Origin of the sequence: Blastomonas sp. CCH1-A6, assembly GCF_001556365.1 — a bacterium.
In the GTDB taxonomy this organism is placed as follows: Bacteria; Pseudomonadota; Alphaproteobacteria; order Sphingomonadales; family Sphingomonadaceae; genus Blastomonas; species Blastomonas ursincola.
In genome coordinates this window covers 35078-57661 of the sequence record NZ_LSIS01000241.1, presented here as the reverse complement: position 1 = coordinate 57661, position 22584 = coordinate 35078, and the positions used below count along the sequence as shown (strand labels likewise).

Annotated in this window: 18 protein-coding genes; 5 read left to right on the top strand and 13 right to left on the bottom strand. The window is 64.2% G+C overall.

What is annotated here, in order from left to right; genetic code table 11:
* Window positions 1–43: 43 nt before the first annotated feature.
* The 5 genes from AX735_RS11195 to AX735_RS11175 all read right to left on the bottom strand — a co-directional run bounded on the left by AX735_RS11195 (window position 44) and on the right by AX735_RS11175 (window position 7197).
* On the bottom strand, window positions 44–1327 hold the full coding sequence (locus tag AX735_RS11195; protein WP_066279913.1) for a cation:proton antiporter: 1284 nt from the start codon (window positions 1325–1327) through the stop codon (window positions 44–46).
* A gap of 86 nt (window positions 1328–1413) precedes the next feature.
* Window positions 1414–4035, bottom strand: coding sequence for a methionine synthase (gene metH, locus AX735_RS11190; RefSeq protein WP_066279908.1), 2622 nt, complete (start codon window positions 4033–4035; stop codon window positions 1414–1416).
* Between the two features lie 158 nt (window positions 4036–4193).
* Window positions 4194–5240, bottom strand: a complete 1047-nt coding sequence (locus AX735_RS11185; protein ID WP_066279907.1) for a homocysteine S-methyltransferase family protein — start codon at window positions 5238–5240, stop codon at window positions 4194–4196.
* Window positions 5237–6193 carry a methylenetetrahydrofolate reductase [NAD(P)H] gene (gene metF / locus AX735_RS11180; protein WP_066279905.1) on the bottom strand — a complete coding sequence of 319 codons (957 nt, stop codon included), beginning with the start codon at window positions 6191–6193 and terminating at the stop codon, window positions 5237–5239. Before metF ends, AX735_RS11185 begins: the two co-directional genes overlap by 4 nt.
* A complete protein-coding gene (locus AX735_RS11175; protein WP_082751046.1) occupies window positions 6190–7197 on the bottom strand; it encodes a metalloregulator ArsR/SmtB family transcription factor in 1008 nt (335 codons plus the stop codon). Before AX735_RS11175 ends, metF begins: the two co-directional genes overlap by 4 nt.
* A gap of 151 nt (window positions 7198–7348) precedes the next feature.
* Between AX735_RS11175 and AX735_RS11170 the strand changes: the two genes are divergently transcribed.
* From AX735_RS11170 to AX735_RS11150, 5 genes are all read left to right on the top strand, one after another.
* Entirely contained in the window at window positions 7349–7780 is a 432-nt protein-coding gene (locus AX735_RS11170) for a hypothetical protein (protein ID WP_202189555.1), read from the top strand.
* A 77-nt stretch (window positions 7781–7857) separates the two neighbouring features.
* Window positions 7858–8037 carry a hypothetical protein gene (locus AX735_RS11165; RefSeq protein ID WP_066279902.1) on the top strand — a complete coding sequence of 60 codons (180 nt, stop codon included), beginning with the start codon at window positions 7858–7860 and terminating at the stop codon, window positions 8035–8037.
* Window positions 8038–8076: 39 nt separating this feature from the next.
* The gene (locus AX735_RS11160) at window positions 8077–8883 is read left to right on the top strand and encodes a tryptophan 2,3-dioxygenase (protein ID WP_066279897.1); all 807 of its coding nucleotides are present in this window, start codon (window positions 8077–8079) and stop codon (window positions 8881–8883) included.
* Between the two features lie 164 nt (window positions 8884–9047).
* Window positions 9048–9956, top strand: a complete 909-nt coding sequence (gene ubiA / locus AX735_RS11155; protein WP_066279894.1) for a 4-hydroxybenzoate octaprenyltransferase — start codon at window positions 9048–9050, stop codon at window positions 9954–9956.
* 56 nt (window positions 9957–10012) lie between these two features.
* The gene (locus tag AX735_RS11150; protein WP_066279888.1) at window positions 10013–10807 is read left to right on the top strand and encodes a helix-turn-helix domain-containing protein; all 795 of its coding nucleotides are present in this window, start codon (window positions 10013–10015) and stop codon (window positions 10805–10807) included.
* A gap of 487 nt (window positions 10808–11294) precedes the next feature.
* Here the strand turns inward: AX735_RS11150 and AX735_RS11145 are convergent, their stop codons facing one another.
* The 8 genes from AX735_RS11145 to AX735_RS11110 are packed head-to-tail and all read right to left on the bottom strand — an operon-like array spanning window position 11295 to window position 22548.
* Complete coding sequence (locus AX735_RS11145; protein WP_066279881.1) at window positions 11295–12053, bottom strand: N-acetylmuramidase family protein; 759 nt, start codon at window positions 12051–12053, stop codon at window positions 11295–11297.
* Window positions 12050–12334, bottom strand: a complete 285-nt coding sequence (locus tag AX735_RS11140; protein ID WP_066279879.1) for a DUF7940 domain-containing protein — start codon at window positions 12332–12334, stop codon at window positions 12050–12052. Before AX735_RS11140 ends, AX735_RS11145 begins: the two co-directional genes overlap by 4 nt.
* 47 nt (window positions 12335–12381) lie before the next feature.
* Window positions 12382–13131, bottom strand: a complete 750-nt coding sequence (locus tag AX735_RS11135; protein WP_066279878.1) for a hypothetical protein — start codon at window positions 13129–13131, stop codon at window positions 12382–12384.
* On the bottom strand, window positions 13128–13499 hold the full coding sequence (locus tag AX735_RS11130) for a hypothetical protein (protein ID WP_066279870.1): 372 nt from the start codon (window positions 13497–13499) through the stop codon (window positions 13128–13130). Before AX735_RS11130 ends, AX735_RS11135 begins: the two co-directional genes overlap by 4 nt.
* Window positions 13496–14896, bottom strand: a complete 1401-nt coding sequence (locus AX735_RS11125; protein ID WP_156447481.1) for a tail fiber domain-containing protein — start codon at window positions 14894–14896, stop codon at window positions 13496–13498. The genes AX735_RS11130 and AX735_RS11125 overlap by 4 nt, the downstream gene beginning before the upstream one ends.
* A gap of 10 nt (window positions 14897–14906) precedes the next feature.
* Complete coding sequence (locus AX735_RS11120; protein ID WP_066279865.1) at window positions 14907–18764, bottom strand: hypothetical protein; 3858 nt, start codon at window positions 18762–18764, stop codon at window positions 14907–14909.
* Complete coding sequence (locus AX735_RS11115; protein WP_066279861.1) at window positions 18761–22255, bottom strand: phage tail length tape measure family protein; 3495 nt, start codon at window positions 22253–22255, stop codon at window positions 18761–18763. Before AX735_RS11115 ends, AX735_RS11120 begins: the two co-directional genes overlap by 4 nt.
* Window positions 22252–22548, bottom strand: a complete 297-nt coding sequence (locus AX735_RS11110; RefSeq protein ID WP_231750093.1) for a DUF1799 domain-containing protein — start codon at window positions 22546–22548, stop codon at window positions 22252–22254. Before AX735_RS11110 ends, AX735_RS11115 begins: the two co-directional genes overlap by 4 nt.
* Between the last annotated feature and the right edge of the window lie 36 nt (window positions 22549–22584).

Sequence of the window (22584 nt, the reverse complement as noted above, 5' to 3'; positions counted from 1 at the left end):
GGGAAATGCCGGATTTTAGAGGGTTAACGCAAGCGCCGTCCCGTCACGGTACAGGCGCGGGTTCATCGGTTACCGGCTCGGCCTCGCCTTCCGTCTTGTGCCTGCGCCCGTAGACCAGGTCGAACAGCGGCGAGGCCATGAAGGTCGTCACGATCGCCATGATCACCAGCATCGAGAACAGCGCCGGGCCAATGATCCCGCGCTGCAGGCCGATATTGATGATGATCAGTTCCATCATCCCGCGCGCATTCATCAGCGCGCCGATCGCCATGGCGGTCGCATTGTCCTGCCCGGTTATGCGTGCGGCGGCGTAGCAGGCGACCCCCTTGGCCAGGATCGAGGCCGCCAGAATGCCCATCGCGATCGCGAGCAGCTCGGCATTGTTGACCACGGTCAGCTGCGTGTTCAGCCCCGAATAGGCGAAGAACATGGGGATCAGCAGCACCATGATGATCGGTTCGAGCTGGCGCTGCAATTCGCTCGACAGCATTCCGCGGGGCATGCAGATGCCGAGCAGGAAACCGCCCAGCACCGCGTGGATGCCGATATAATCCATGGCAAAGGCGGCGAGCATGAACAGCACGAGCACGGCGGCGAGCATCGAGTGCGTCACCTTGCCGTTGCGTTCGGTGATGCGGCCGAGCGGCGCGAGCAGCCTGCGCCCGAAAATCAGCATGAACGCCGCAAAGCTCGCCCCGCCGGCAATTGCCTTGATTGCGACGCCCGGCCCGTCGCCGAAGCTTGCCAGCACGATCGCGAGCACCGTCCAGGCGGCGGCATCGTCGATGGCGCCGGCAGAAAGGGTCAGGCTGCCGAGCTTGGTGTCGGTGAGTCCCCGTTCGTGGATGATGCGCGCGAGCATCGGGAAGGCGGTGATCGCAATGCACGCGCCGAGGAACAGCGTCGCCTGGAACTGGTTGACGTCGCTGGCGAACAGGCCGGGGACGTTCTGCAGCCGGGGTGCAAGCAGCATCGCGACGATGAACGGCACAGCCATGCCGGTGAAGGAAACCGCTGCCGCACTGCCGATCTGCGCGCGGAAATGGTCGGAGCGAAAGCCAAGGCCGACCAGGAACATGTACAGCCCCACGCCGAGCTGCGCGCAGACGAACAGCACGTTCTTGGTCTCGGGCGGGAAGATCGCGGCCTGAAGGTCGGGCAGGAAAAAGCCGAACAGTGACGGGCCGAGCAGCACGCCCGCCATCATCTCGCCGACCACCTGGGGCTGGCCGAGCCAGCGCCGCACCGCATAGCCGACAAGCCGGCAGGTGCCGATGATCAGCGCCATCTGCACGAAGAAATATGCGCTGAGTTCAGACGGTGTCACGCGCCGATGCCCCTCCCGCAAACCCCTCGCAGCGGGACTTGCGGCGGGAGTTTGCGGTTTAGCGGTCCAGAGTCAATCGCTTGCGATCAATCCAGATTGGGACGCAGCCAGCGCCGCGCGGTGTCGAGATCGACCCCGCGCCGTGTCGCATAGTCGGCAAGCTGGTCCTCGCCGATCCGCGCGACGCCGAAATAGGCGCTTTCCGGATGCCCGAAATAGAAGCCGCTGACCGCTGCGGTCGGCAGCATCGCAAAACTCTCGGTCAGCGTGATACCGGTGGCGTCGGTGGCCTTTAGCAGATCGAACAAAACCGGCTTCTGGCTGTGATCGGGACAGGCGGGATAGCCCGGTGCCGGGCGGATGCCGCGATATTGTTCCTTGATCAGCGCCTCGTTGGTGAGCTGCTCGCCCTGGGCATAGCCCCAGAGCGTCGTGCGGACATATTGGTGCAGCCGCTCGGCAAAGGCCTCGGCCAGGCGGTCGGCGAGCGCTTTCAGCAGGATGTCGTTATAATCGTCATGCGCCGCCTTGAAGCGTTCCAGATGCGCCTCGATGCCATGGCCTGCGGTGACCGCGAAACCGCCGATCCAGTCTCCTGCCGGATCGATGAAATCCGCCAGGCACATGTTCGCACGGCCCTCGCGCTTGGCGATCTGCTGGCGCAGGAAGGGCATGCGGATTTCCTGGCCATCGGCATGGATCACCACATCGTCGCCATCGCGCTGGCAGGGCCACAGGCCGACCACGCCCTTGGCGGTCAGCCATTTCTCGGCGATGATCTTGTCGAGCATCGCATTGGCATCGGCGAACAGCGAGGTTGCGCTCTCGCCGACGATCTCGTCCTCGAGGATCGCGGGGAAATTGCCCGCCAGTTCCCAGGCACGGAAGAACGGCGTCCAGTCGATGCATTCGCGCAGGTCCGCCAGGTCCCAGTCCTCGAACACATGGACGCCGGGCTGCGCCGGGGCGGGCGGCTTCTGGCTCATGTCGGCGACGAACGCATTGGCACGCGCGACCTCGATCGGCGACAGGTCGTTCTGCCCCTTGTTCGATCGCGCCAGGCGCACCGCCTCATATTCCTCTGCCACCTTGGCGATGAACGGCGCGGCGAGCGTGCCGCTGACCAGGTTGGAGGCAACGCCGACCGCGCGGCTGGCGTCGAGCACATGCACCACCGGGCCTTCATAGGCGGGCGCGATGCGCAGCGCGGTGTGCACCTTGGAGGTGGTCGCGCCGCCGATCAGCAGCGGAATGCGCATCCCGGCCTTCTGCATTTCCTCGGCCACGGTCACCATTTCGTCGAGCGAGGGGGTGATGAGGCCCGACAGGCCGATAATGTCCGCCTGGTTGTCGTTCGCAGCCTTGAGGATGTCGTGCCAGGGCACCATCACGCCAAGGTCGACGACCTCGTATCCGTTGCACTGCAGCACCACGCCGACGATGTTCTTGCCGATGTCATGCACATCGCCCTTCACCGTGGCCATGATGATCCGGCCCTTGCCCTTGGCATTGGGGTCCTTCTCGGCCTCGATATAGGGGAAGAGGTGTGCGACCGCCTTCTTCATCACGCGCGCGGACTTGACCACCTGCGGCAGGAACATCTTGCCCTCGCCGAACAGGTCGCCGACGACGTTCATGCCGTCCATCAGCGGACCTTCAATCACCTCGATCGGGCGCGCCGCGGCGAGCCGGGCTTCCTCGGTATCCTCGACGATATGCGCGTCGATGCCCTTGACCAAAGCATGCTCGAGCCGCTTGACCACCGGCCAGCTGCGCCATTCGGCGGCTTCCTTCTCGGCCTTTTCGTCCTTGCCGCGAAAGGTCTCGGCGAGCGTGATCAGCTTTTCGGTCGCGTCGCCCCCGCCTTCTGGGGTACGATCCCAGATCACGTCCTCGCACGCTTCGCGCAGCACGGGATCGATATCGTCATAGATATCGAGCTGGCCGGCATTGACGATGCCCATGTCCATGCCCGCCTTGATTGCGTGGTACAGGAACACGCTGTGCATCGCGCGGCGCACCGGCTCGTTGCCGCGGAAGCTGAACGACAGGTTGGACACGCCGCCCGAGATGTGCACATGCGGGCAGCGCTGCTTGATGTCGCGGCAGGCCTCGATAAAGTCGATCGCATAGCGGCGATGTTCGTCGATGCCGGTGGCGACCGCGAAGATATTGGGGTCGAAGATGATGTCCTCGGGCGGGAAGCCGATTCCGGTGAGCAGATTGTAGGCGCGCTCGCAGATCTCGACCTTGCGTTCCCGGGTATCGGCCTGGCCGACCTCGTCGAATGCCATGACGACGACGGCGGCGCCATAATCCATGCAGATGCGGGCATGGCGGAGGAATTCCTCCTCGCCTTCCTTCATGCTGATCGAATTGACGATCGGCTTGCCCGAGACGCATTTCAGGCCGGCCTCGATCACCGACCATTTGGACGAATCGATCATGAACGGCACGCGCGCAATATCAGGCTCGGCGGCGATCAGCTTGAGATAGCGCGTCATTGCGGCATGCGCGTCGAGCAGGCCTTCGTCCATGTTGATGTCGATGATCTGCGCGCCGTTCTCGACCTGCTGGCGCGCGACCTCGACCGCCTCTTCATAGCGGTCTTCCATGATCAGCTTCTTGAACTTGGCCGATCCGGTAACGTTGGTGCGCTCGCCGATATTGACGAACTGGGCCGTAGAAGGGGTGGGGGACTGGGTCATTTTTTCGCTTTCGCCCTCTCCCCTGAGGGAAGAGGGTTGGGAGAGGGGAACATGCGGAGAGGGTCGTGCCGTGCCCCTCTCCCTTCGCCGCTACGCGGCTCTTCTCTCTCCCCTGAGTCGCAGACGAGCGAAGCTCAACGGGAGAGGGCCAATGCGGGTCAAGCCGCCATCGTGAACGGTTCCAGACCCGACAGGCGCGTCTGGACCGGCAGGGTCGGGATGGCGCGGGGCGGGGCGCTGGCGACGGCGCGCGCGATCGCGCCGATATGGCCCGGCGTGGTGCCGCAGCAACCGCCGACGATGTTGATCAGCCCGTCTTCCAGCCACTGGCCGATCAGGCTGGCGGTATGCTCGGGCAGCTCGTCATATTGGCCAAGGTCATTGGGCAGCCCGGCATTGGGATAGGCCATGATCAGCGTATCGGCCTGGCGCGCCAAAGCGGCGAGATGCGGACGCAGCAGGTCCGCGCCGAACGAGCAGTTGAGCCCGACGGTGAGCGGCTTGATGTGCCGCACCGCATGCCAGAATGCCTCGACCGTATGCCCCGAAAGGTTGCGTCCGGCCATGTCGGTGATGGTCATGCTGAGCATGATCGGCACCTCGCGGCCCGCAGCTTCCGCCGCATCGCGCGCGGCCATGGCGGCGGCCTTGGCATTGAGCGTGTCGAAGATCGTCTCGATCAGGATGAAATCGACCCCGCCTTCGACCAGCGCGTCGCACTGTTCGCGATAGACGTCGCGCATCGTGTCGAAATCGACCTCGCGATAGCCCGGATCGTTGACATCGGGCGAGAGCGACAGCGTCTTGTTGGTCGGGCCGATCGCACCGGCAACGAAGCGCGGCTTGCCGTCGCGCGCTTCTGCCGCATCGGCTTCCTCGCGCGCGACGCGGGCGGATTCGACATTGATCTCGCGCACCAGATGCTCGGCGCCGTAATCGGCCTGGCTGATGCGGTTGGCGCTAAACGTGTTGGTCTCGATAATGTCGGACCCCGCGTCGAGATAGGCGCGGTGGATGCCGGCGATGACCGACGGGCAGGTCAGCGCGAGAATGTCGTTATTGCCCTTCTGGTCATGGGTGAATTCCATGACCCCGCGAAAATCGGCTTCCTCGAGCCGGTGCGCCTGGATCTGGGTGCCATAGCCGCCATCGAGCATCATGATGCGGGTGGCGGCGATCGACTTGAGCTTTTCGGCGGGGCTCATGCGGCATTCTCCTGTAGCACCGGAGCGGCGGCGACCTTGGGCGCGCGCAGGCCCAGCAGGTGGCAGATCGCAAAGCTCAGCTCGGCGCGGTTGAGGGTGTAGAAGTGGAAATGGCGCACCCCGCCCGAATAGAGGCGGCGGCACATTTCGGCAGCGACGGTGGCTGCAACCAGCTGGCGCGTGGTCGGATGGTCGTCGAGCCCTTCGAACAGGTCGTTCATCCATTGCGGAATTTCGGTGCCGCAGGCCCCGGCAATCTTGCGCGTGGTCGCGACATTGCTGACCGGCAGGATGCCCGGCAGGATCGGCGCGGTGATTCCCGCGCGGGTATAGGCATCGCGGAAGCGGAAGAACGCTTCGGGCGAGAAGAAGAACTGGGTGATCGCCTGATCGGCTCCGGCATCGAGCTTGCGCTTGAGATTGTCGATATCGCTGTCGGCGCAATCGGCATCGGGATGCGTTTCGGGATAGGCGGCGACCGAAATCTCGAACGGCGCGACCTGTTTCAGGCCCTTCACCAGTTCCGCCGCATTGGCATAGCCCCGGGGATGCGCGACGAATTTCTCGCCCATGCGCGGCGGGTCACCGCGCAGCGCGACGATGTGGCGCACGCCCGCATCCCAATAGCTCTGCGCGATCGAATCGATCTCGTCACGGCTGGCATCGACACAGGTGAGGTGTGCCGCAGCGGGGATCGCGGTCTCGGAGGCGATGCGCGCGACCGTGGCGTGCGTGCGTTCGCGCGTCGATCCGCCGGCACCATAAGTGACCGAGACGAATTTGGGGCCGAGCGGGGCAAGCGTGGTCAGCGTGTCCCACAAGGTCGCCTCCATCTTCTCGGTCTTGGGCGGAAAGAACTCGAAGCTCACTTCGACATCACCGGCCAGCCCCGCGAACAGCGGCGCGCCCAGCGCCTCGCGCGCTTCGGCCAGTTGTTTGAGAGAGAGGGTCATGCAGCGGCCTTTCTGGGCGTTACGTGTGTCTGATCATGGGGCTGGATGCGGGCCGGCTCGCCGCGATGCTGGCCGAGCCAGATCTTCACGGTCAGCGTGCCGCCAGAGAGGCTGCGCGTGTCGATCAGCGCGAAGCCGGCATGGCCGAGCAGCGCGGCCATGGTGTCGTCGCCAAAGCCCAGGCGCGCGTGCGCATCGCGCTCGCGCAACTCCTCGAGCGCATGCGGTGCGAAATCGACGATCGCGATGCGCGCGCCGTGAGCGGCGACCCGTCCGGCCTCATCGAGCACGGCTTGCGGGTTCTGCGCGTAATGCAGCACCTGGTGCAGCAGGATCGTGTCTGCAGCGGCATCGGCCAGCGGCAGCGCGTAGAAATCGCCCTGGACCAGATCGACCGAGCCACTCTGCAGATGCTGCAGCTTCGCGCGCGCCAGGCGCAGCATTTCCGGGCTGCGGTCGATCGCCGTACTGTGATCGGCGGTCGGGCCGAAAAGCTCGATCATGCGTCCCGTGCCTGTCCCGATATCGAGCAGACGCCCCAACGGGCGTTCGCCGATCATCGCTGCGAGCGCAGCCTCTACCTCGGCCTCGGGCAGATAGAGCGATCGGATCGCGTCCCATTCGCCGGCATGCTGCGCAAAGAAGTCGGCGGCGCGCGCGTCGCGGACGCTGCGAATCGCCTGGAGCTGCTGCCGGTCGCTGGCATGCTGCGCGGCCAGCGCCTCGCCCACCGCGTCCTCGCGGCGCAGAAAGGCATCGAGCAGCCTGGCGGCCTCGTGGTCGCGGCGCGGCAGCGCGGGGCGCAGGAATACCCAGCTGCCTTCCTTGTGCCGCTCGGCCAGCCCCGCCTCCGCGAGAATGCGAACATGGCGCGACACGCGCGGCTGGCTCTGATCGAGCACCTGCGCGAGCTCGCCGACCGAAAGCTCCATCAACTGCAGCAGCAGCATGATGCGCAATCGGCTGTCGTCGGCCAGTGCCCGGAAGAGCGTTCCCATGTCCATGAGGGGTCATATAAAGAAATCTTTATATGTGGTCAATCGGGCTTGGTAGACGGCGGTGCTCGGGCACCAGACCGGGCCAGACGTAAAGCCGTGTCTCGCTTTGTCGCTTATCCCAACCAAAAAGATTGCAAAGGAAGAATTTGGGCGCTAGATGCGCGCGTCCGACAGTGGGGGCTTGGCTGAAGCTTGTCGGCACGGTTGTGACGTGTTTAACTCCTTTTGGGCTGATTATCAGCCATTTAGACAAGGACGGAAGTTCAAGATGAAGAGCATTATTTCGATCGCATCGGTTGCCGCACTCTCGCTGGCTCTGGCTGCTTGCGGCGCAGAAAAGACCGAAGAAGCTGCCACCACCGAAGCGACCGCTGAAGAAGCTGCCGACGCTGGCATGGAAGCTGCCGAAGCTGCTGGCGACGCCGCTGCTGAAGCCACCGAAGCTGCTGGCGAAGCCACCGAAGCTGCTGCTGAAGGCGCTGTCGACGCTGCCGAAGCTGGCGCCGACAAGGCTGCTGCTGCTGCTGGCGAAGCCAAGGACGCTGCCAAGGACGCCGCTGCTGCCGCTGGCGAAGCTGCCAAGAAGTAATGCCTCGCTTCTTCGGAAGCTTGGATAAGATACGGGCCGTCGGCGCTTTGGCGCTGGCGGCCCTGTCGTTTGGGGTTATGTCGTTTGGGCTGGCCTCGTGCGGGCCTGCCGAAAACGACCCGGGCCCGGGCGGCGTGACCGTGGGCGAGGCCCGCGCGCTCGACGAGGCCGCCGAAATGCTCGACGAGCGTCAGGCCAATCCGGATGCGGCGACCGAGCCGAGGGCCGACGCTGCGCCGAACGAGAGCGACCGCTGAACGGTTCCGCTTTGATGCGCCGGGCGCTATGACCCGGGCATGACCGATACGCCCCTTGATCCCCCCATGACCTATGCGCGCTATCTCGCGCTCGATTCACTGCTGGACTGCCAGCACCCGATCTCGCCCGAAGATGACGAGATGCTGTTCATCATCATCCACCAGACCAAGGAATTGTGGCTCAAGCAGATCATCCGCGAGCTGCAGCTGGCCAATGCGCAGGTCGCCTCGGGTGCGCTGATTCCCGCGTACAAGGGGCTGGCACGGGTGAGCCGCATCCAGGCGGTGATGACGCTGAGCTGGGATATCCTCTCGACCATGACGCCGAGCGACTATTCGCGCTTTCGCGGCGTGCTGGGGCCCAGTTCGGGCTTCCAGTCGGACCAGTTCCGCACGGTCGAATATCTGCTGGGCCTCAAGGACGGCGCTTTTCTCAAATATCAGCAGGACCGGCCCGTGGCGCTGAGTGCGATGGAGCAGGCGCTCGCCGCGCCCAGCCTGTGGGACAATGCGATCGCCGCGCTGGCCCGCGCCGGCTTTGCCATTCCCAATTCGCTGCTGGAGCGGGATTTTGCAAAGCCGCACGCACCCGATCCGGCGGTGGAGGACGCGTTTCTCGAAGTGTATCGCCAGCCCGAGCGCTATTGGGACCTGTACCAGCTCGCCGAAAAGCTGGTCGATCTCGACGATGCGATGGCGGCCTGGCGGCACAAGCACGTGCTGACGGTCGAGCGGATCATCGGCATGAAACGCGGTACCGGCGGCACGGCCGGCGCGGCCTATCTGCACACAACGCTGCCCAAGCGCGCCTTTCCGGAACTGTGGTCGCTGAGGACGCGGCTGTAGTCGCCATCCATCTTGCCCGTCATTCCCGCGAACGCGGGAATCCCGCTTTGATCAGAGCGTTGCGCCATAGCGGGACCTCCGCCTGCGCGGGGGTGACGATGAAAATGGGGCGGGGGAATTGGGGCAGGTTCCTTGCGCGATGAATCCCCGCTAAGCCTGGCTCCATGACCACCACGCCTCTCCCCGACACCGAAACCCGCGGCCTGCTTTCGATGCTGCCCGCCGCAGCGCGGCCCTATGCGCTGCTGGCGCGCTTCGATCGGCCGATCGGCTGGTGGCTGCTCTACTGGCCCTGCGCCTATGCGCTTGCATTGGCGGGCGGTCTTCGTGCGCACTGGCCGCTGCTGGCGTGGATGCTGCTCGGCGCGATCGCGATGCGCGGCGCGGGCTGCGTCTATAACGATATCGTCGACCGCGATCTCGATGCCCGGGTCGCCCGTACCCGCGGACGTCCGCTGGCAAGCGGGGCGGTGAGCCTGAAGGCCGCCTGGGCCTGGCTGATCGGCCTGTGCCTGATCGGGCTGGTCGTGCTCGTGCAATTGAACCTCGCCGCTGCTCTGATCGCGATCGCCTCGCTCGCGCTGGTCGCCGCCTATCCGTTCATGAAGCGAATCACCTGGTGGCCGCAGGTCTGGCTGGGGCTCGTGTTCAGCTGGGGCGCGCTGGTCGCCTGGGCGGCTGTGACCGGTTCGGTTTCGCTCGCCGGGCTGCTGCTCTATGGCGGCTGCATCACCTGGGTGATCGGCTATGACACCATCTATGCGCTGCAGGATGTCGAGGACGATGCGCTGGTCGGCATCAAGTCCAGCGCGCGGGCAATGGGCAGCGCGGTGCGCCCCGGCGTCGCGCTGTGCTATGCGCTCGCGATTGCCGGATGGGGCGGCGCGATCTGGCTGGTGCGGCCCGATTGGGTCGCGCTCCTCGCCTTGCTGCCGGTGACGGTGCATCTTGCCTGGCAGATTCTGACGCTGAAGCCTGCGGACCCTCAGGACCCGCTCGCCAAGTTCCGCAGCAACCGCAATGCCGGGCTGCTCGCATTTCTAGCCTTTGCCGTGGTCGGGCTGGCGGGGTGATCCGATGACCTTCGAGGTAATGGCGGCGGTTCTCGCGCTCGGCTAGTTTCGTCCGCATGAAGCACGAGACCCGAACCCAGGAGCCCGCCGGAGCGCAATTGCGCCAGTGGCGCGAACGCCGCCGCCTCAGCCAGCTCCAGCTGGCGCTCGAGGTCGAGATGTCGACCCGGCATCTGAGCTTCGTCGAAACCGGGCGCGCTCAGCCGAGCCGCGACCTGATCATTCGGCTGGCCGACTATCTCGACATCCCGCTGCGCGCGCGCAACCAGATCCTGCTTGCCGCGGGCCTGGCGCCCGAGTTCGAGGAGACGGGGCTTACGGCGCCCGAAATGGCCGAGGCGCTGGCGGCAGTCGAGCATCTGCTGAAGGCGCACGAGCCCTTTCCGGCGCTGGCGGTCGACCGGCACTGGAACATGGTCGCGGCCAATGGTGCGCTCGCCGTGCTGACCGAACAGATCGCGCCGTACCTGCTCGAACCTCCGGTCAACGTGTTGCGCCTCGCGCTGCACCCCGATGGCCTCGCGCCGCAGATCGTCAATTACGAGCAATGGCGCAGCTATATCCTGCACCGGCTCGATCGCGATATCGAGCTGACCGCCGATTCGGGGCTGGCCGAGCTGCGCGACGAGCTGGCCGCCTATCCGGGTTCGGCCAATGACAACGCCCCGGCCGGGCGCGCGCCCATCGCACTGCCGATGATCATCGATACCGTGGCGGGCAGACTGTCGTTCATGAGCACGGTGACGATCTTCGGCACCCCGCGCGACATCACCCTGTCCGAACTCGCGCTCGAGACCTTCTTCCCCGCCGATGCCCACACCATGCAGGTGCTGCGTTCGCTGGCGGGTTGATGATGGAAGGGGGACGGCAGGGGGCTCGCGAGACCTGTGAAGCGAACCACCCTGCCGGAAGTGAAGATGACTGTGCGCGTAACGTAGCACGCAGCATGCCACACCGTGAAAACCAAGCTTTTGCATAAGCCTGAATGGTTAACGAGCTGTTGCAGCGGCGACCGGGTGTAAAATTTGCCGACATGGCTGTAGCTGGCCAAAAATGCTGGCCAAAAATACCCCGGCGAATTTTGGCCAAATCTGACCCATTGGTGCGTTGACGCCATACGGAACAAAATGCGAACAGAGCGCATGCCGCGCCGACGATTCGCCATCATCACCTATGACCCAGATCGGATCGAGCAACTCAGCCCGCAAGCGGAAGGGCTGTCGGTGTCCTGGATCATCATCAAGGCACTCCAGGGATACGATTACCCGAAGGAGCGCGGGATCATAAACGTCACATTATTGGATAAGCTACCGACCCGCCCACCCAACTCTAAACTGGTCACTTCGCGCTCCAACGCTGATGCGCCGAAGCGATCTTGATATGGTACTGGTTCTTCTGGAAGCCGGGGCCGTTATAGCCTTTCGCGAACGGTACACAGTCCGCAGACCGGTTGCTGATCAGGCGCAATTCATCGGCCAGGGAAGAGCGTTGAATGAAGGTTGCAAAGGCCTTCAGATGCTCCGCCTCGGACACCTTCATCGCGTCCCAGAACGCCTCGACGGTGGTATAGCCGGCAAGCTCGTGATTGAAGCCCATGATCTGCGCGCCGCCCACCGAAGCCGAGCGCAAAGCCGCGCGGCGATCGAGCTGCATCGCCCGGTGCAGGCGCAGCCATTCTACCTGGCCGCCGACATAGAGCGCCCGGTTCCACTTCGCCGATGACAGATTGGGATGCGAGGCTCTGAAGCGACCACCGGTCTCACGATCGAAGACATGCGCCTCGAACAGGATCTTGGGCAGATCAGGTCCGTCGATAAAACCACCGGGACCATCGGCGGCGAGGATGTCGGCTCGGACATCGCGAAACCAGCCACCACCGCTCTCGACTTCCCAAACTGCGCGGATCTGCGCCACCGTGCACTTCAGCGTCGCCGCCGCGCTGGCGAAATCGGCAGATGTCAGGCCGATCTTCTCGGCTTCGATCCTTGCCACGCCGAGGCTGTCAAGCAGCGTGTCGATACGCTCCACCTCTGCCTGATTGAACGACGCTCCGGCGCGCGCAGCGCGGATGGCTGCAAAGATCGGTTGACGGCTCATGCTTCGGGCGACCTGGGCGGCGCAGGCTGCTTCCAGTAGCGCGCAACGAGTGCGGCGAACATCAGCAGCACCGTGATGAGGTCGTTGAGCCAAGGCGGCAGCATGCTTCGAAGGCTCGGCGGCACCGATTGCCAGAAGGCCACCAGCGCTTCGGGCGAGGTCAGCTGGAGGGTCTGAAGCGCCAGCGCCAAGGCGAGCAGGCGGACAGACCACCAGCGCCACCAGTCGCGTGCATCATCGACGAGATGGTCGCGGACGAAGGAGAGGATACGGTCAAGCATGCGACGAGCCTACACGTCTGGATGCTGTAGCTTCCGGGTTAGCCACCTTACCCCCAATCCCGAATGCTCAGGCCCCAGCGGCTATCCTCTGGCTCATCCCGCTCGTACGGCTCCAAGCGCTGGAACAGGCCATAATGGAGGTGAGAGAAGCGGAGCGTATCGTGCCCTTCTACGATCAGCAACGGCGCGCTTTCACCCAGCGTCATGACGATGGACCAGAGCTCTTCGACCTGCTCGTCGCTCAAGCCCGAAAGAGTGAACCGGTACGATGCAACGATGGCAGCCGGGTTGATGCCATAGCCTCCATCGGACAGCTCGGTTTTCTTCGAGAGGTCGATCGCCACCCGGCCTGCCCGGTATTCATAGGGTCGCTCGATCATGAGGCCAGCAAGCGCGATGCCGATCTGCATCGGCTCAGCGCCACCGACCTGGTTCACGGTGAGGCGCAGATACCTGGTCGAAACCGGCTGGGCGAGCCTGACACAACCATGGTGACGCGCGCCAATGGTGTGTGGGACCCGAAAGGCGCGCGGCGGCGCTATCGTGGTCATTCCGCTCCATGAGCCGCCGATGGAAACGCTCAGCGTCGCAGTCTCGGTCGCGTTGGTGAAGCCGAGGAAAATCGTATCGAGCGGAACGACCGCTCCGAAGTCGAGGTCGATGAACGAAGCGCCGACTGCAGCCGCTCTCCAGACCTCGCGCGTCGAGGACGTGAGCAGGTTGGCTGCGCCGGTGCCATTGCTGACGATGATCGCCGCGACTGGCAGCGGGCGAACGATGCCGATTCCGGTGGTCATGCTGTCACTCCCATTGGCCGCAGAACCGTCAACCTGGTCACGCCGGCGTCCTGCTCTTCTGCACCGATCACCAAGACGGCGGGACCCAGGGCGTAGCCCGCCCGATCGCAGACGATGCGTTGCACGGTGCCCAAAAGACCAATGTGATCGCCGGGAATTTCAATGACCTCCTCGGCCAGCGGCTGACCCAGAAACGAAAGCTGGCGAGCCGCCTCCGTCGATGCGTCACCCGCTGCGGCAATCGGTGACACAATCTCGCTTTCGACCGCCACGTCGCCCCAGCTTGCGCGCAGGGCAGCATCTTCGGCTTGGGCAAAGATCGCCCGACCGGTCAGCCATTCCTGGACGGTGCTGGGGACGAGGCTCATCCGCGAAGCTCCAGTGCGGCGATGCGATCCTCGAACGCTGACAACATAGCCAGTTGGCCCTTCAGCTCGGCAATCTCACCCTTCATGGTCTCGATCTGCGCACGGTCAGCCCTGCTGTCGGCGCGCAGGGCAGCAATGACCCACAGCGTCATCTGCTCATAGCGGATGCCATAGCGATCGCCCTGCTCACGAATTGTGATCGTGCGGCCGGTCTTTTGCTGCTGGGTCACCGGCACCGGCTCAAAGACCACCCTATGCAGCGGCTCACCGGTCTCCGGGTCAATTTCGCCCGTCGGCCTGTAAACCGGCTGGGTCTGGATGGTCTCGACGGGCGCGGTCTCGTCCTCGACCAGGCGCGACCATTCGTCATGGCAGCACCAGGCGTAGCGACGCCAGTCCAGACCATGCTTGTCGAACAGCTCGAAGACGCGCTGGGCGCGCGGGCCGTAGTGCAGGCGCGCGCCTTCGGTGCCCTTGACAGCGATCGCGTCATGGTACTGGAAGATCCCGAACTCATCGGCGATCTCACGCGCAACGGCCAGCTCTTCCTCGCTCAGCTCGCTGCGCCATGCCTTATCGCGCTCGTCGGAGGTGACGGTCGGGCTGGTGCCGAGGAAAATTCCCGATACGCGGTTGCCCGCCGCGCCGATCGGCAAGGTGTTGTCCGAGGCCGGGCGATAGGTGCCGCCGCCCTCAAACACCCAGCGCGGCGTGTTCGTCGTCGAGATCGTGATCGACTTGTTGCCGAAGGTGTTCAGCTTCAGCGTGCAGCTGGGCTCGATCTCCATGGCGACCTCTTCATTGGTCGCGAAGATATAGCCTCGCTTGGTGTCGCCAGTGAGGAACGCCAGAAGCGCCCCTTCAACGCCATTGATCTGCATCGTCGTGCGGTTGGGTGCATTATAGACGGGTGCCGTGCCTCCCCCGAAAATTGTGTTGTTTCCCCCGTCCCACAGGACACGCAGAGCACCGCCGGCCACGATGCCAAAGGCATTGGCGTATATCCTGTCGAAGCCAGTGTCCTCGTCACCGATGAAGCGGCCCGCAGGCGTCGTCAGAGTGCCGACAGGAAAGCGACCCGAACCGATATTATCGCGGACGCTCTCGAACGATCCGCGGAACGCCTGGATCGACGTGAGCAGCTCGACATCCCGCGCTGTCGTGGGCTTGATCGTATAGGCATGCCCGGCAGATGTCGCCGCAAGATAGGGTTCGGCTATCTCGAGCTGGTTGGCGGACAGGATAGCGGTGATCTCGACGAACTCCCTGCTCGGGAGGCGCAACGCGTCGCCAGGCTGAATGCCCGCCTCGATCCAGTTGAGGCCAGCACCGCTGCCGGTCACGATCGTTTGGCCGTTGGTATAGGCAACGGTGCCCGTCTTGTACCAGGTGCTCATGATGTTCTCCTCATGGTAAGGGGTTGCCGCCGCCAGGCGGATTGGGGTTGAAGCCACCGCCAGGATCGCCACTGCCAGGACCGCCACCGTCTCCCACGACGATGCTCGATGATTGCAGATTGACGCGGCTGAGTTCCTCCGCCTGGGCGAAGCGGAAGGCGGCGCTGACCGTCACGTTGGGCTCGGTGGATTTCTTGAACTGGAACGACCAGGTCGTGGCTCGACCGGCATCGACGCTGTCGATGATCGGGACGCAAACCGGCGTGCCCTCATCCTGGATGTGCAGCTCCGCACCGCCTGTGCCGCCATAGAGGACGGTTCCGTCGTCCCGCACGATCCGAATGTTGATCTTGGTGTTCTGGTCGACGATGTCCTTCATCAGCGCAGAGAACATCAGCTTTATCGGGCGGCCATGAACCGATGTCAGTCCGACGGACAGCACCTCGACCCAGTTCGTGCCGTTGGTATTGATGGCGCCATCATTATAGGCGTGCGCTGCCTCGCCCATGGCAGAGCCTGTGAATTTGCTGGCATCGACGACGCCAGCCTTGATCTTGTCGACCTCGACGTTGCGCATCACGACGCCGTCCTCGGTCGCCTCGAAGTAGATGAACCCGCTCACAGGATCGCGCATCGTCACCTTGGTGACGTTGAAATCCAGGTCGAGGCGCTCCAGGGTGCTGAGCAGTACCAGTCCCCCAACCAGACCGTTATTGTCGACCTCGACACCCCATTTACCCAGAATGCCGTCGACGATCTGAGCATATTCAAGGATCGTCGTTTCGTTGTCGCCGACGCGCCCGGTCAGCGTGGTCACCGCCTCCACGATCAGCCGATCGGCTTCCTGAAGGATCTGGCGGAGATCGTTGATCGCTGCGCTGATCGCGATCGGGCGGGCGACGACCTCGGCCGCGAGCCCGTCGGAAACATCGCCGATCAGGTCGACAGCTGTATCGATATCGCCCTCAAGGCCGTCGACTCGCCCGATGGTGTTGGAGTCGACCGCCTCCAGGTCGCCGCGCGTGTTCGAAACAAGCGTCTCAAGGTTCTGGCGCGTCGTGTTGATCGTCTGGGTCACGTTCAGCGAGAGCGTATTGATGCTCTGCACCAAGGTGCCGTTATTGTCCGAAACGATCCGGTCGAGTTCGCGGATATCGGCGACCAGGCCGCCCAGCTGCAGCCCCAGCGCCACGATGCGCTGCACCAGGCTGCGTTCCTTTTCTCCCAGAGTGGCAAATGCCTCGTCGCGCACGAAGCCGATCTGCTGGTTGAAATCACGCGCGCGCTGGTCGTTGGAAAGCACGCCCTTCAAAACATCGCGGATGAACGCGTCTGCATTGCGGTCGCCGCCTCGCTGGACCGTGGCCTGGCGGCTGAACCCGGCCAGCAAAGCCCCGTCGCGCTCCACGCTCGCCTGCTCGACCTCTTCGACCCGCGCGCCGAGCTCTTCCAGATCCTCGCCCTGGCCACCGAGCGTCGATTCGACAGTTTCGAAGCGCTGCGCGGTTGCCTGACGGTCGTTGGCTACGGCTTGGTCGAGATCCTCGATCAGGCCGCTCAACGTTCCGAGCTGACCGGTAAAGGTCGAATTGAGCGTGGTCAGCTGCTGGGTGACGACGCGCAGGTCATCGGCCAGCGACTGTGTCTCGCTGAGAAACCGGCCCTCGGCCTGGCCGATGCGGACGCCGAGCTGCTGGGACAGGAAAGCCATCGCCGAGCCGTTGTCGTTTATCCGCGCGCCCATCTCGTTGCGCGCGTCGGCAATCGCGGCGATCAGCTCGCGTTTCTGTGCATCGCCCGTCAGGAGCGCCTTCAGGTCGCGGCGCGCATTGGCCCGCAGCTCCAGGTCGACCAGGCGGGAGGCCGATACCGACTGGCGGATCACGGATGCCGATGGAATGGCCTCGATCTTCTGCTCGGCGGTGGAGACGCGATCGTCCAGCGCGCCGAAGGTCGTGTTATCGACCTTCTGCGTAATCTGCCCCTCAAGCGCGCTGACCTTGTTCTCGGCCGTCGTCACCCTGCCGCCCAGCTGGGAAAGCTCGATGGCAGATGCCTTGGTGATGATCTGCGCCTGGATCGCTTCGATCGCCTGCTCTGCGGTGTTCTGCCGGAAGAACAGGAACTCGAGGTCGGCAACCTGCTCGGGCGCGATGACCGCCAGCGCAACCTGCTCCTGGACGAAGAACTCGACGAAGGTGACACTGGCTTTCAGGTTGATGCTGGCCAGCGCGCTGTTGAGCGTCACCTCGGCCTGAGAGATGCGCTGGCGCGCCTCCTCGATCGCGTGCAACCTGATCTTGCCCGTTACCGGATCAACATAGATGCCGGCATCGCGCAGCACTTCCTGGAAGCGCGATGCGCTCAGCATTGCCTCTTGCGCGGCCTTGGCGATCGCGACCAGGTCGCGTTCGGCCTTGCGAAGCGCAGTGTCGCGCGCAGCGCCCAGGCCGTCTGTCGTCACCTTGCCCAGGACGACTGGCTCTGCTTCCGGCATCAGCTCGACTGTCAGCTCGCCGGCACGGCTCAGCCCAAGCGCCGTGTTGAGCAGCTGGCCCGGCGGCCGGATATTGCCATCGCTGTCGCGAATATATCCCGGATAGGTGTCGTCCGGATCATAGCTGCTCGGGTCGGGGATGACCGCGCCTGCAGTGGCATTCGGCTCATAGGGCCTGATCGAGTCGAACAGGACGCCGTCGTCAAGGCGGATGCTCTCAGCAATCTCGCTTTCGCTGTGCCGACGGTTGTTCGCCTGGAAGCCGACGCGGCGGCGATAGTGCGGCGACCATGCCCGTTCACGGGCGATGAACTGCCCTTGCAACGGCTCTGCATCGACATGGTCGAAGCTCCACGGCAGAAGCCGGATGATGCCTTCGGGCGCTGCGACCCAGACCAATGAAGATCCGAGCGTAAGCCGATCGATCAGCTGTGCACCGGTGGTGTTTTCGTCGGTGACATGGATCCCCGCAGCTGCAGGGCGCAAGACGTTAGCAGCCAGGCGATCGGCAACGGCAGGGCCTTCGAAGCGTGCGGAGATGGCGTCGATCAACGAGGCGACGGCCATGGAATTGCCGGTGCCGGGCGTGCCGATAAAATCGGCAGTCAAAGGCCCGCTGGGTTCGGTCCACCATTTGGCGCAGGCGATCGAAGGCGCGACGACACCGCCGCCCTGGGCGGGCGTGCTGGCCTGCAGCGCCGCATATGTCGCAGCGATGCTGCCCTGCCAGCCCAACACGGTAAACGGCCCCGCGCGGCCCTTGTCGCGCAGCACAAGGAAGCCGGTCAGCGGAAAAGCCGGGTCGCCGAACTCGTAGATGCTGTTCGCCGGGTCGAGCAGGCGACCCTCGACATTGAACACATAGCCCCAGCTGCGCCGCTTCGTCCGCCCCTCGGCTTCCGCGCCACCCTCTATGCCACCATTGCCCGCAAAGCGCGCGGTGCACACCGGCTTGTCCAAACGGGTGGAAAGATCGGCGATCGTGAAGGTGAACACGCCATCGGCGATCGCATCGCTGACCACCGTGCCCGTGAACAGGCGAGAGAAGCTTCTGGCGCTCTCAGGGCCAGCATCGATCGTGATCTCCGCATCCTTCCAGAAATAGCCCGCTAGGCTGTCGAACAGCTCTGCCTCTGCAGGGGCGATCTGGATGCGGCTGGCCTGAGGGATGGTCTGCCCTGTAAAGCCGTCGCGACCAAAGCCGATGCGCGCGGCAAAGCGCGGCGGTGCTACCAGCCCGGCCTTGTAGTGCTGGCCGTTGTCCTCGCGATAATAGCTGCGCTCGCGCGCACCACCAGCAAAGCGCAACGTCGCCAGACCCGCCGAGGACGGGTCGCGCGGACGAAGCTCGACCCAATGGACCCGGCTCATTTCAGGTTCACCGATCGCGCGAGCGGCCCAAGGTCGATCCCCGTATTGCCCCCGCCGCCGCCTGCGATATTGAGACCGTCTAGCGTGATGAGGTTGCGGATGCCGGCATTGATCTCGGCGAGGATGTCGTTCTGCTCGTTGCTGAGCTGGTTCGCCGTCGCGAGCTGCCGGTTGGTTTCGGCAGCGGCCTCCTGGGTGCCGCGGATCCGGTCATTCTCCAGCTGGATGATGCGCTCGGCGCTGGCGATCGCCTGGGCGCGATCGGATGCATATTCGCTGCCTGCAGTGCCATAGGCATCGCGCGACAGCTGGATCAGGCGGCGGTTCAGGTCGGCCAGGCGATCGGCAGCACCATCGATGCCCTTGGCGGCATCGGCCTCGGCCTTGCTGATCTCCTCGAGTAGGCGCTGGCGACGCTCGGACAAGGTGCCCTCGGCCAGATCGCCGAACACCAGGTCGTTGAGCAGATCCTGCAATGCGCCGACGCGATCCTCCAGGATGCTCTCGATCAGCTTGGACCGTTCCTCGGCGTTGATCCGCTCGATCTCGAGAATGTCGAAGCCGTAGTCGCGCGCGATGCGCAGGCGCTCGTCGGCCTGGCGATCGAAGTCGCGCACTTCCTTCCGGATCTTCCCGCCGATGCCGTCGAGCAGCTCTTCGACGTCGCGGACCTTCAGCGCTTCCTTTATCGCCTTGTCGACGTCCGGGTTGGAGTTGAGCGCCTTCTGGATAGCCGCTGACAGGCCCTTGATCGCTCCGTCGCTGATCGCATCGCGCAGTGCGAACGCAACCGCCGCTTCCTCGTCCTGGCCAAAATCGACCGCGCCGCGCTTCGTCTTGGTCTTACCCGAACCGGTGGTGTCGACCCGGAAATTCTTGCCCCGCTGGCCGATTGAAACAGCAAAGCTGCCGATCTCGGCGTCGAACTCCTCAGCGATCTGGCGCAGGCGCTGCTGTACGCTGCCTGCCAGGCCGAGCGATGCCTGGATGCGTTGCTGGTCGTTTCCGCGCGAAGTCGCGTCGCCGTCAACGCTGGTGATGGTCGCGGATCCGCGCTTGGTCGGCTTCAGCGCCTGGCCGATCAGGCCACCCGCGATCGAGCCGATAATGTCAGCCCCAGGTATGGGGATGGCCGACCCGATCGCCCCGCCGATGGCAGCGCCGGACTTTGAATTGCCGATGCCCAGCGCATCCATGATTTGTGATGTCCGGAAACCTGCAACGGCACCGCCGAACATCCCTCCAGCACCATCTGCGCCGCCCAGCACCTTCTTGAGGTTATCGGGCAGACCTTCGATCGACTTCAGGCCACCGAGAATTGCACCGATATCGCCGCCCTGTGCACGACCGGCTACTGCGCCGCCAAATACACCGGCAATGCCGTTGACCAGCTTGGTGCCGATCAGGCCTTCCAGTGGCTTGAGCCATGATTTGCCGATTTCGGTGCCGGTTTCCTTGATGAAGCGGAACGTCTTGAGATCCAGGCTGACTTCGACCGGCCCTTTGCCCTCCTTGCGGCCCATGACGCCGATTGTTCCGTCAGGCAGTACCTGGCCCAGCTCGCCGCCCGAGGAAGGTACTGCGTTGGGGACGTTTGTCACCAAGCCGGGGTTGGCGATCCGTTGAGCCGCCTGGTTGATCCGCTCCGCTGCCGCGTCCATCGCATCGGCAAGTTCGGATGCTTTTGGCCCAGGCTTTCCCAGGTCCTCGACCAGCTTGTCAGTCTGCGTTTTCAGGCTGTCACGTCCGGACGCCAGATCCTCGAGCTTGCGCAAGGCATCCCCGAACAGCTGCTCAGTCAGCAACCGACCCTGCAACTGCCTGAAGTTTTGCTCCATGGACTTCAGGAAGTCCCTGGCGCTGCCACCTGACAGCAAATCCTCCAACGCGGCGCGAGTGTCATCGATCGACGCGTTGTAGATCGAAAGCTGGCGGCCGCGAGCTTCGATCATCCTTCCCAGTTCGCGCTCGGCCTCGACCTGGGCCAGCACGGCCAGGCGCTGTTCTTCGGCTAGATCGCCATTGCGCGCCTGATACTGCTCGATCCGCTGCAGCGCCTCCGCCTCGGCCTCGCGGCCCTGCAGGACCAGCATCATCTGCTCGAGCTGGCGATCGCCAGCCTCTTCCATCTCGCGGAACGGGCGCAGCAGCGCATCCTCGACCGCGCCGCGTGCATCCTTGATCGCGGCGGTCAGCTCCTTGACCTTGTCGGGCTGATCCTGCAGCCGCTTTTCGACATCCTTCTGGATGTCGTCCAGCTCACGGCTCGCCTTTGCCGCCTGGTCGAGCAGACGCGGCTGTTCGTTGAACTGCTCGTTGATCCGCTGGACGCGTTCCTCGGCGGCGTCCGTGAAATCGAGCAAGCGCTGCGCCTCGCGCGCGGCCTTGTCGGCAGAGGTGTCCTTCGGTGGCTTTCGACCCCCGGAGCCATCACGGCGAAATACGGGTGAGAGATCACCAGTGTTGAGCGACTTATCCAGCTCGGCAGCCAAGGCCTCCTTGGCATCGGCAGACAAACTGTCGATCACCGCTTGGCGGAACTGGTTGGCCGTGATCTCAAGGCCTGTGAAATCAGCTCCCTCACTGCTTTTCAGAACGCGGTCCAGAGCCTTGCGGCGAGCCTCTGGGTCGGACAGGTCTCTGGCACGCTCAAAGTCCCGCGTGAGGCGTGCGCCTGTTTGATTATAGGCAGCATCCCGTTCGGAAACGAACCCGCCAGCAGCGGCGATGCTCAAACCTCCACGGCGAAGAACACCCAGGATCGTTTGATCCCCGGCATTCCCAAACGTGTCCTGCGCGCTCGTCCGCTGCTGCATTGCTTCGGCGCGCAGGTTGATCGCCGTGAGGCGTGCATTGAGAAGCAGCAACTCGTTTTGCCGTTCTAGCTTGCCGCTGGTCAGATCAAACATCTTGCCGAGCACGGATTGCGCCTCGGCCAATCCATCCGCTCCCGCAGTTGCGCGATCCTGCGCCTCAGCATTGTCCGACAGGCTGGAGGTTACCAATCCAATGATCGTGACCGCGCCGAGGATCGCCGCACCATAGGGGCCGGACAGGAACGTCATGAACCGCGTGAACCTGCTCTGCGTGCCCTGCTGGGTGTCGCCCATGAGGGCGAGCGCGCTGGTCACCTGGCCGCCCTGCTGCGCCAGGATCACCAGCGGATTGATGCCCAGAGCAAACTGCTGGAACACGTCCTGCACCTGAAAGCCCAGCTGCTGATAGGCGGCGCGCTGTCGGCCAGCGGCAGCGGTATTGGCGATCTTGGCGCGGGTGGCCTCATCCTGCGCCGCAGCTTCGCCGCGCACGGCCTGAGCAGCCTCTCGCTGGGCGCTGGACATAGTGTTGGTGGCAGATGTCAGCGCCGCCGCGCCGGTGGCAGCTTCGCGGTTGGCATCGCCGACCTGTTTGACGGCTTCCGAGGCCTGGCGCAGATCCGCCTGGGCGCTGCCCTTGTCGACCTCGATCCTGGCGCGAACTACGAGAGTCATCGTGCAGCCTTCCGGGCGATCTGGTCGAGCGCGGCCTGTTCCATCATGCGCAGGTCCAGGAACCGCGCAGGATCGAGCGCAATGCCCAGCATCTGCGCGGTCGGCGGGATCACGCCATAATCAAGGCCCAGGCACATGCCGGTCATCGCATGCCGCCGCCATTGCGTGCCGAGCGCGAGGAAGAGCTGCGCCGTTTCGGCTTCGTCTGGCAGCAGCTGAATTTCATCCTTCTCTTCCTTGCGCTTCATCCAGGCGGGCAGCTTGGCATTGGCGGTCGCCGCATCATCGGCCATCACAGCGCCACCGCGACCGCCCGCCCAGCGCGCCGC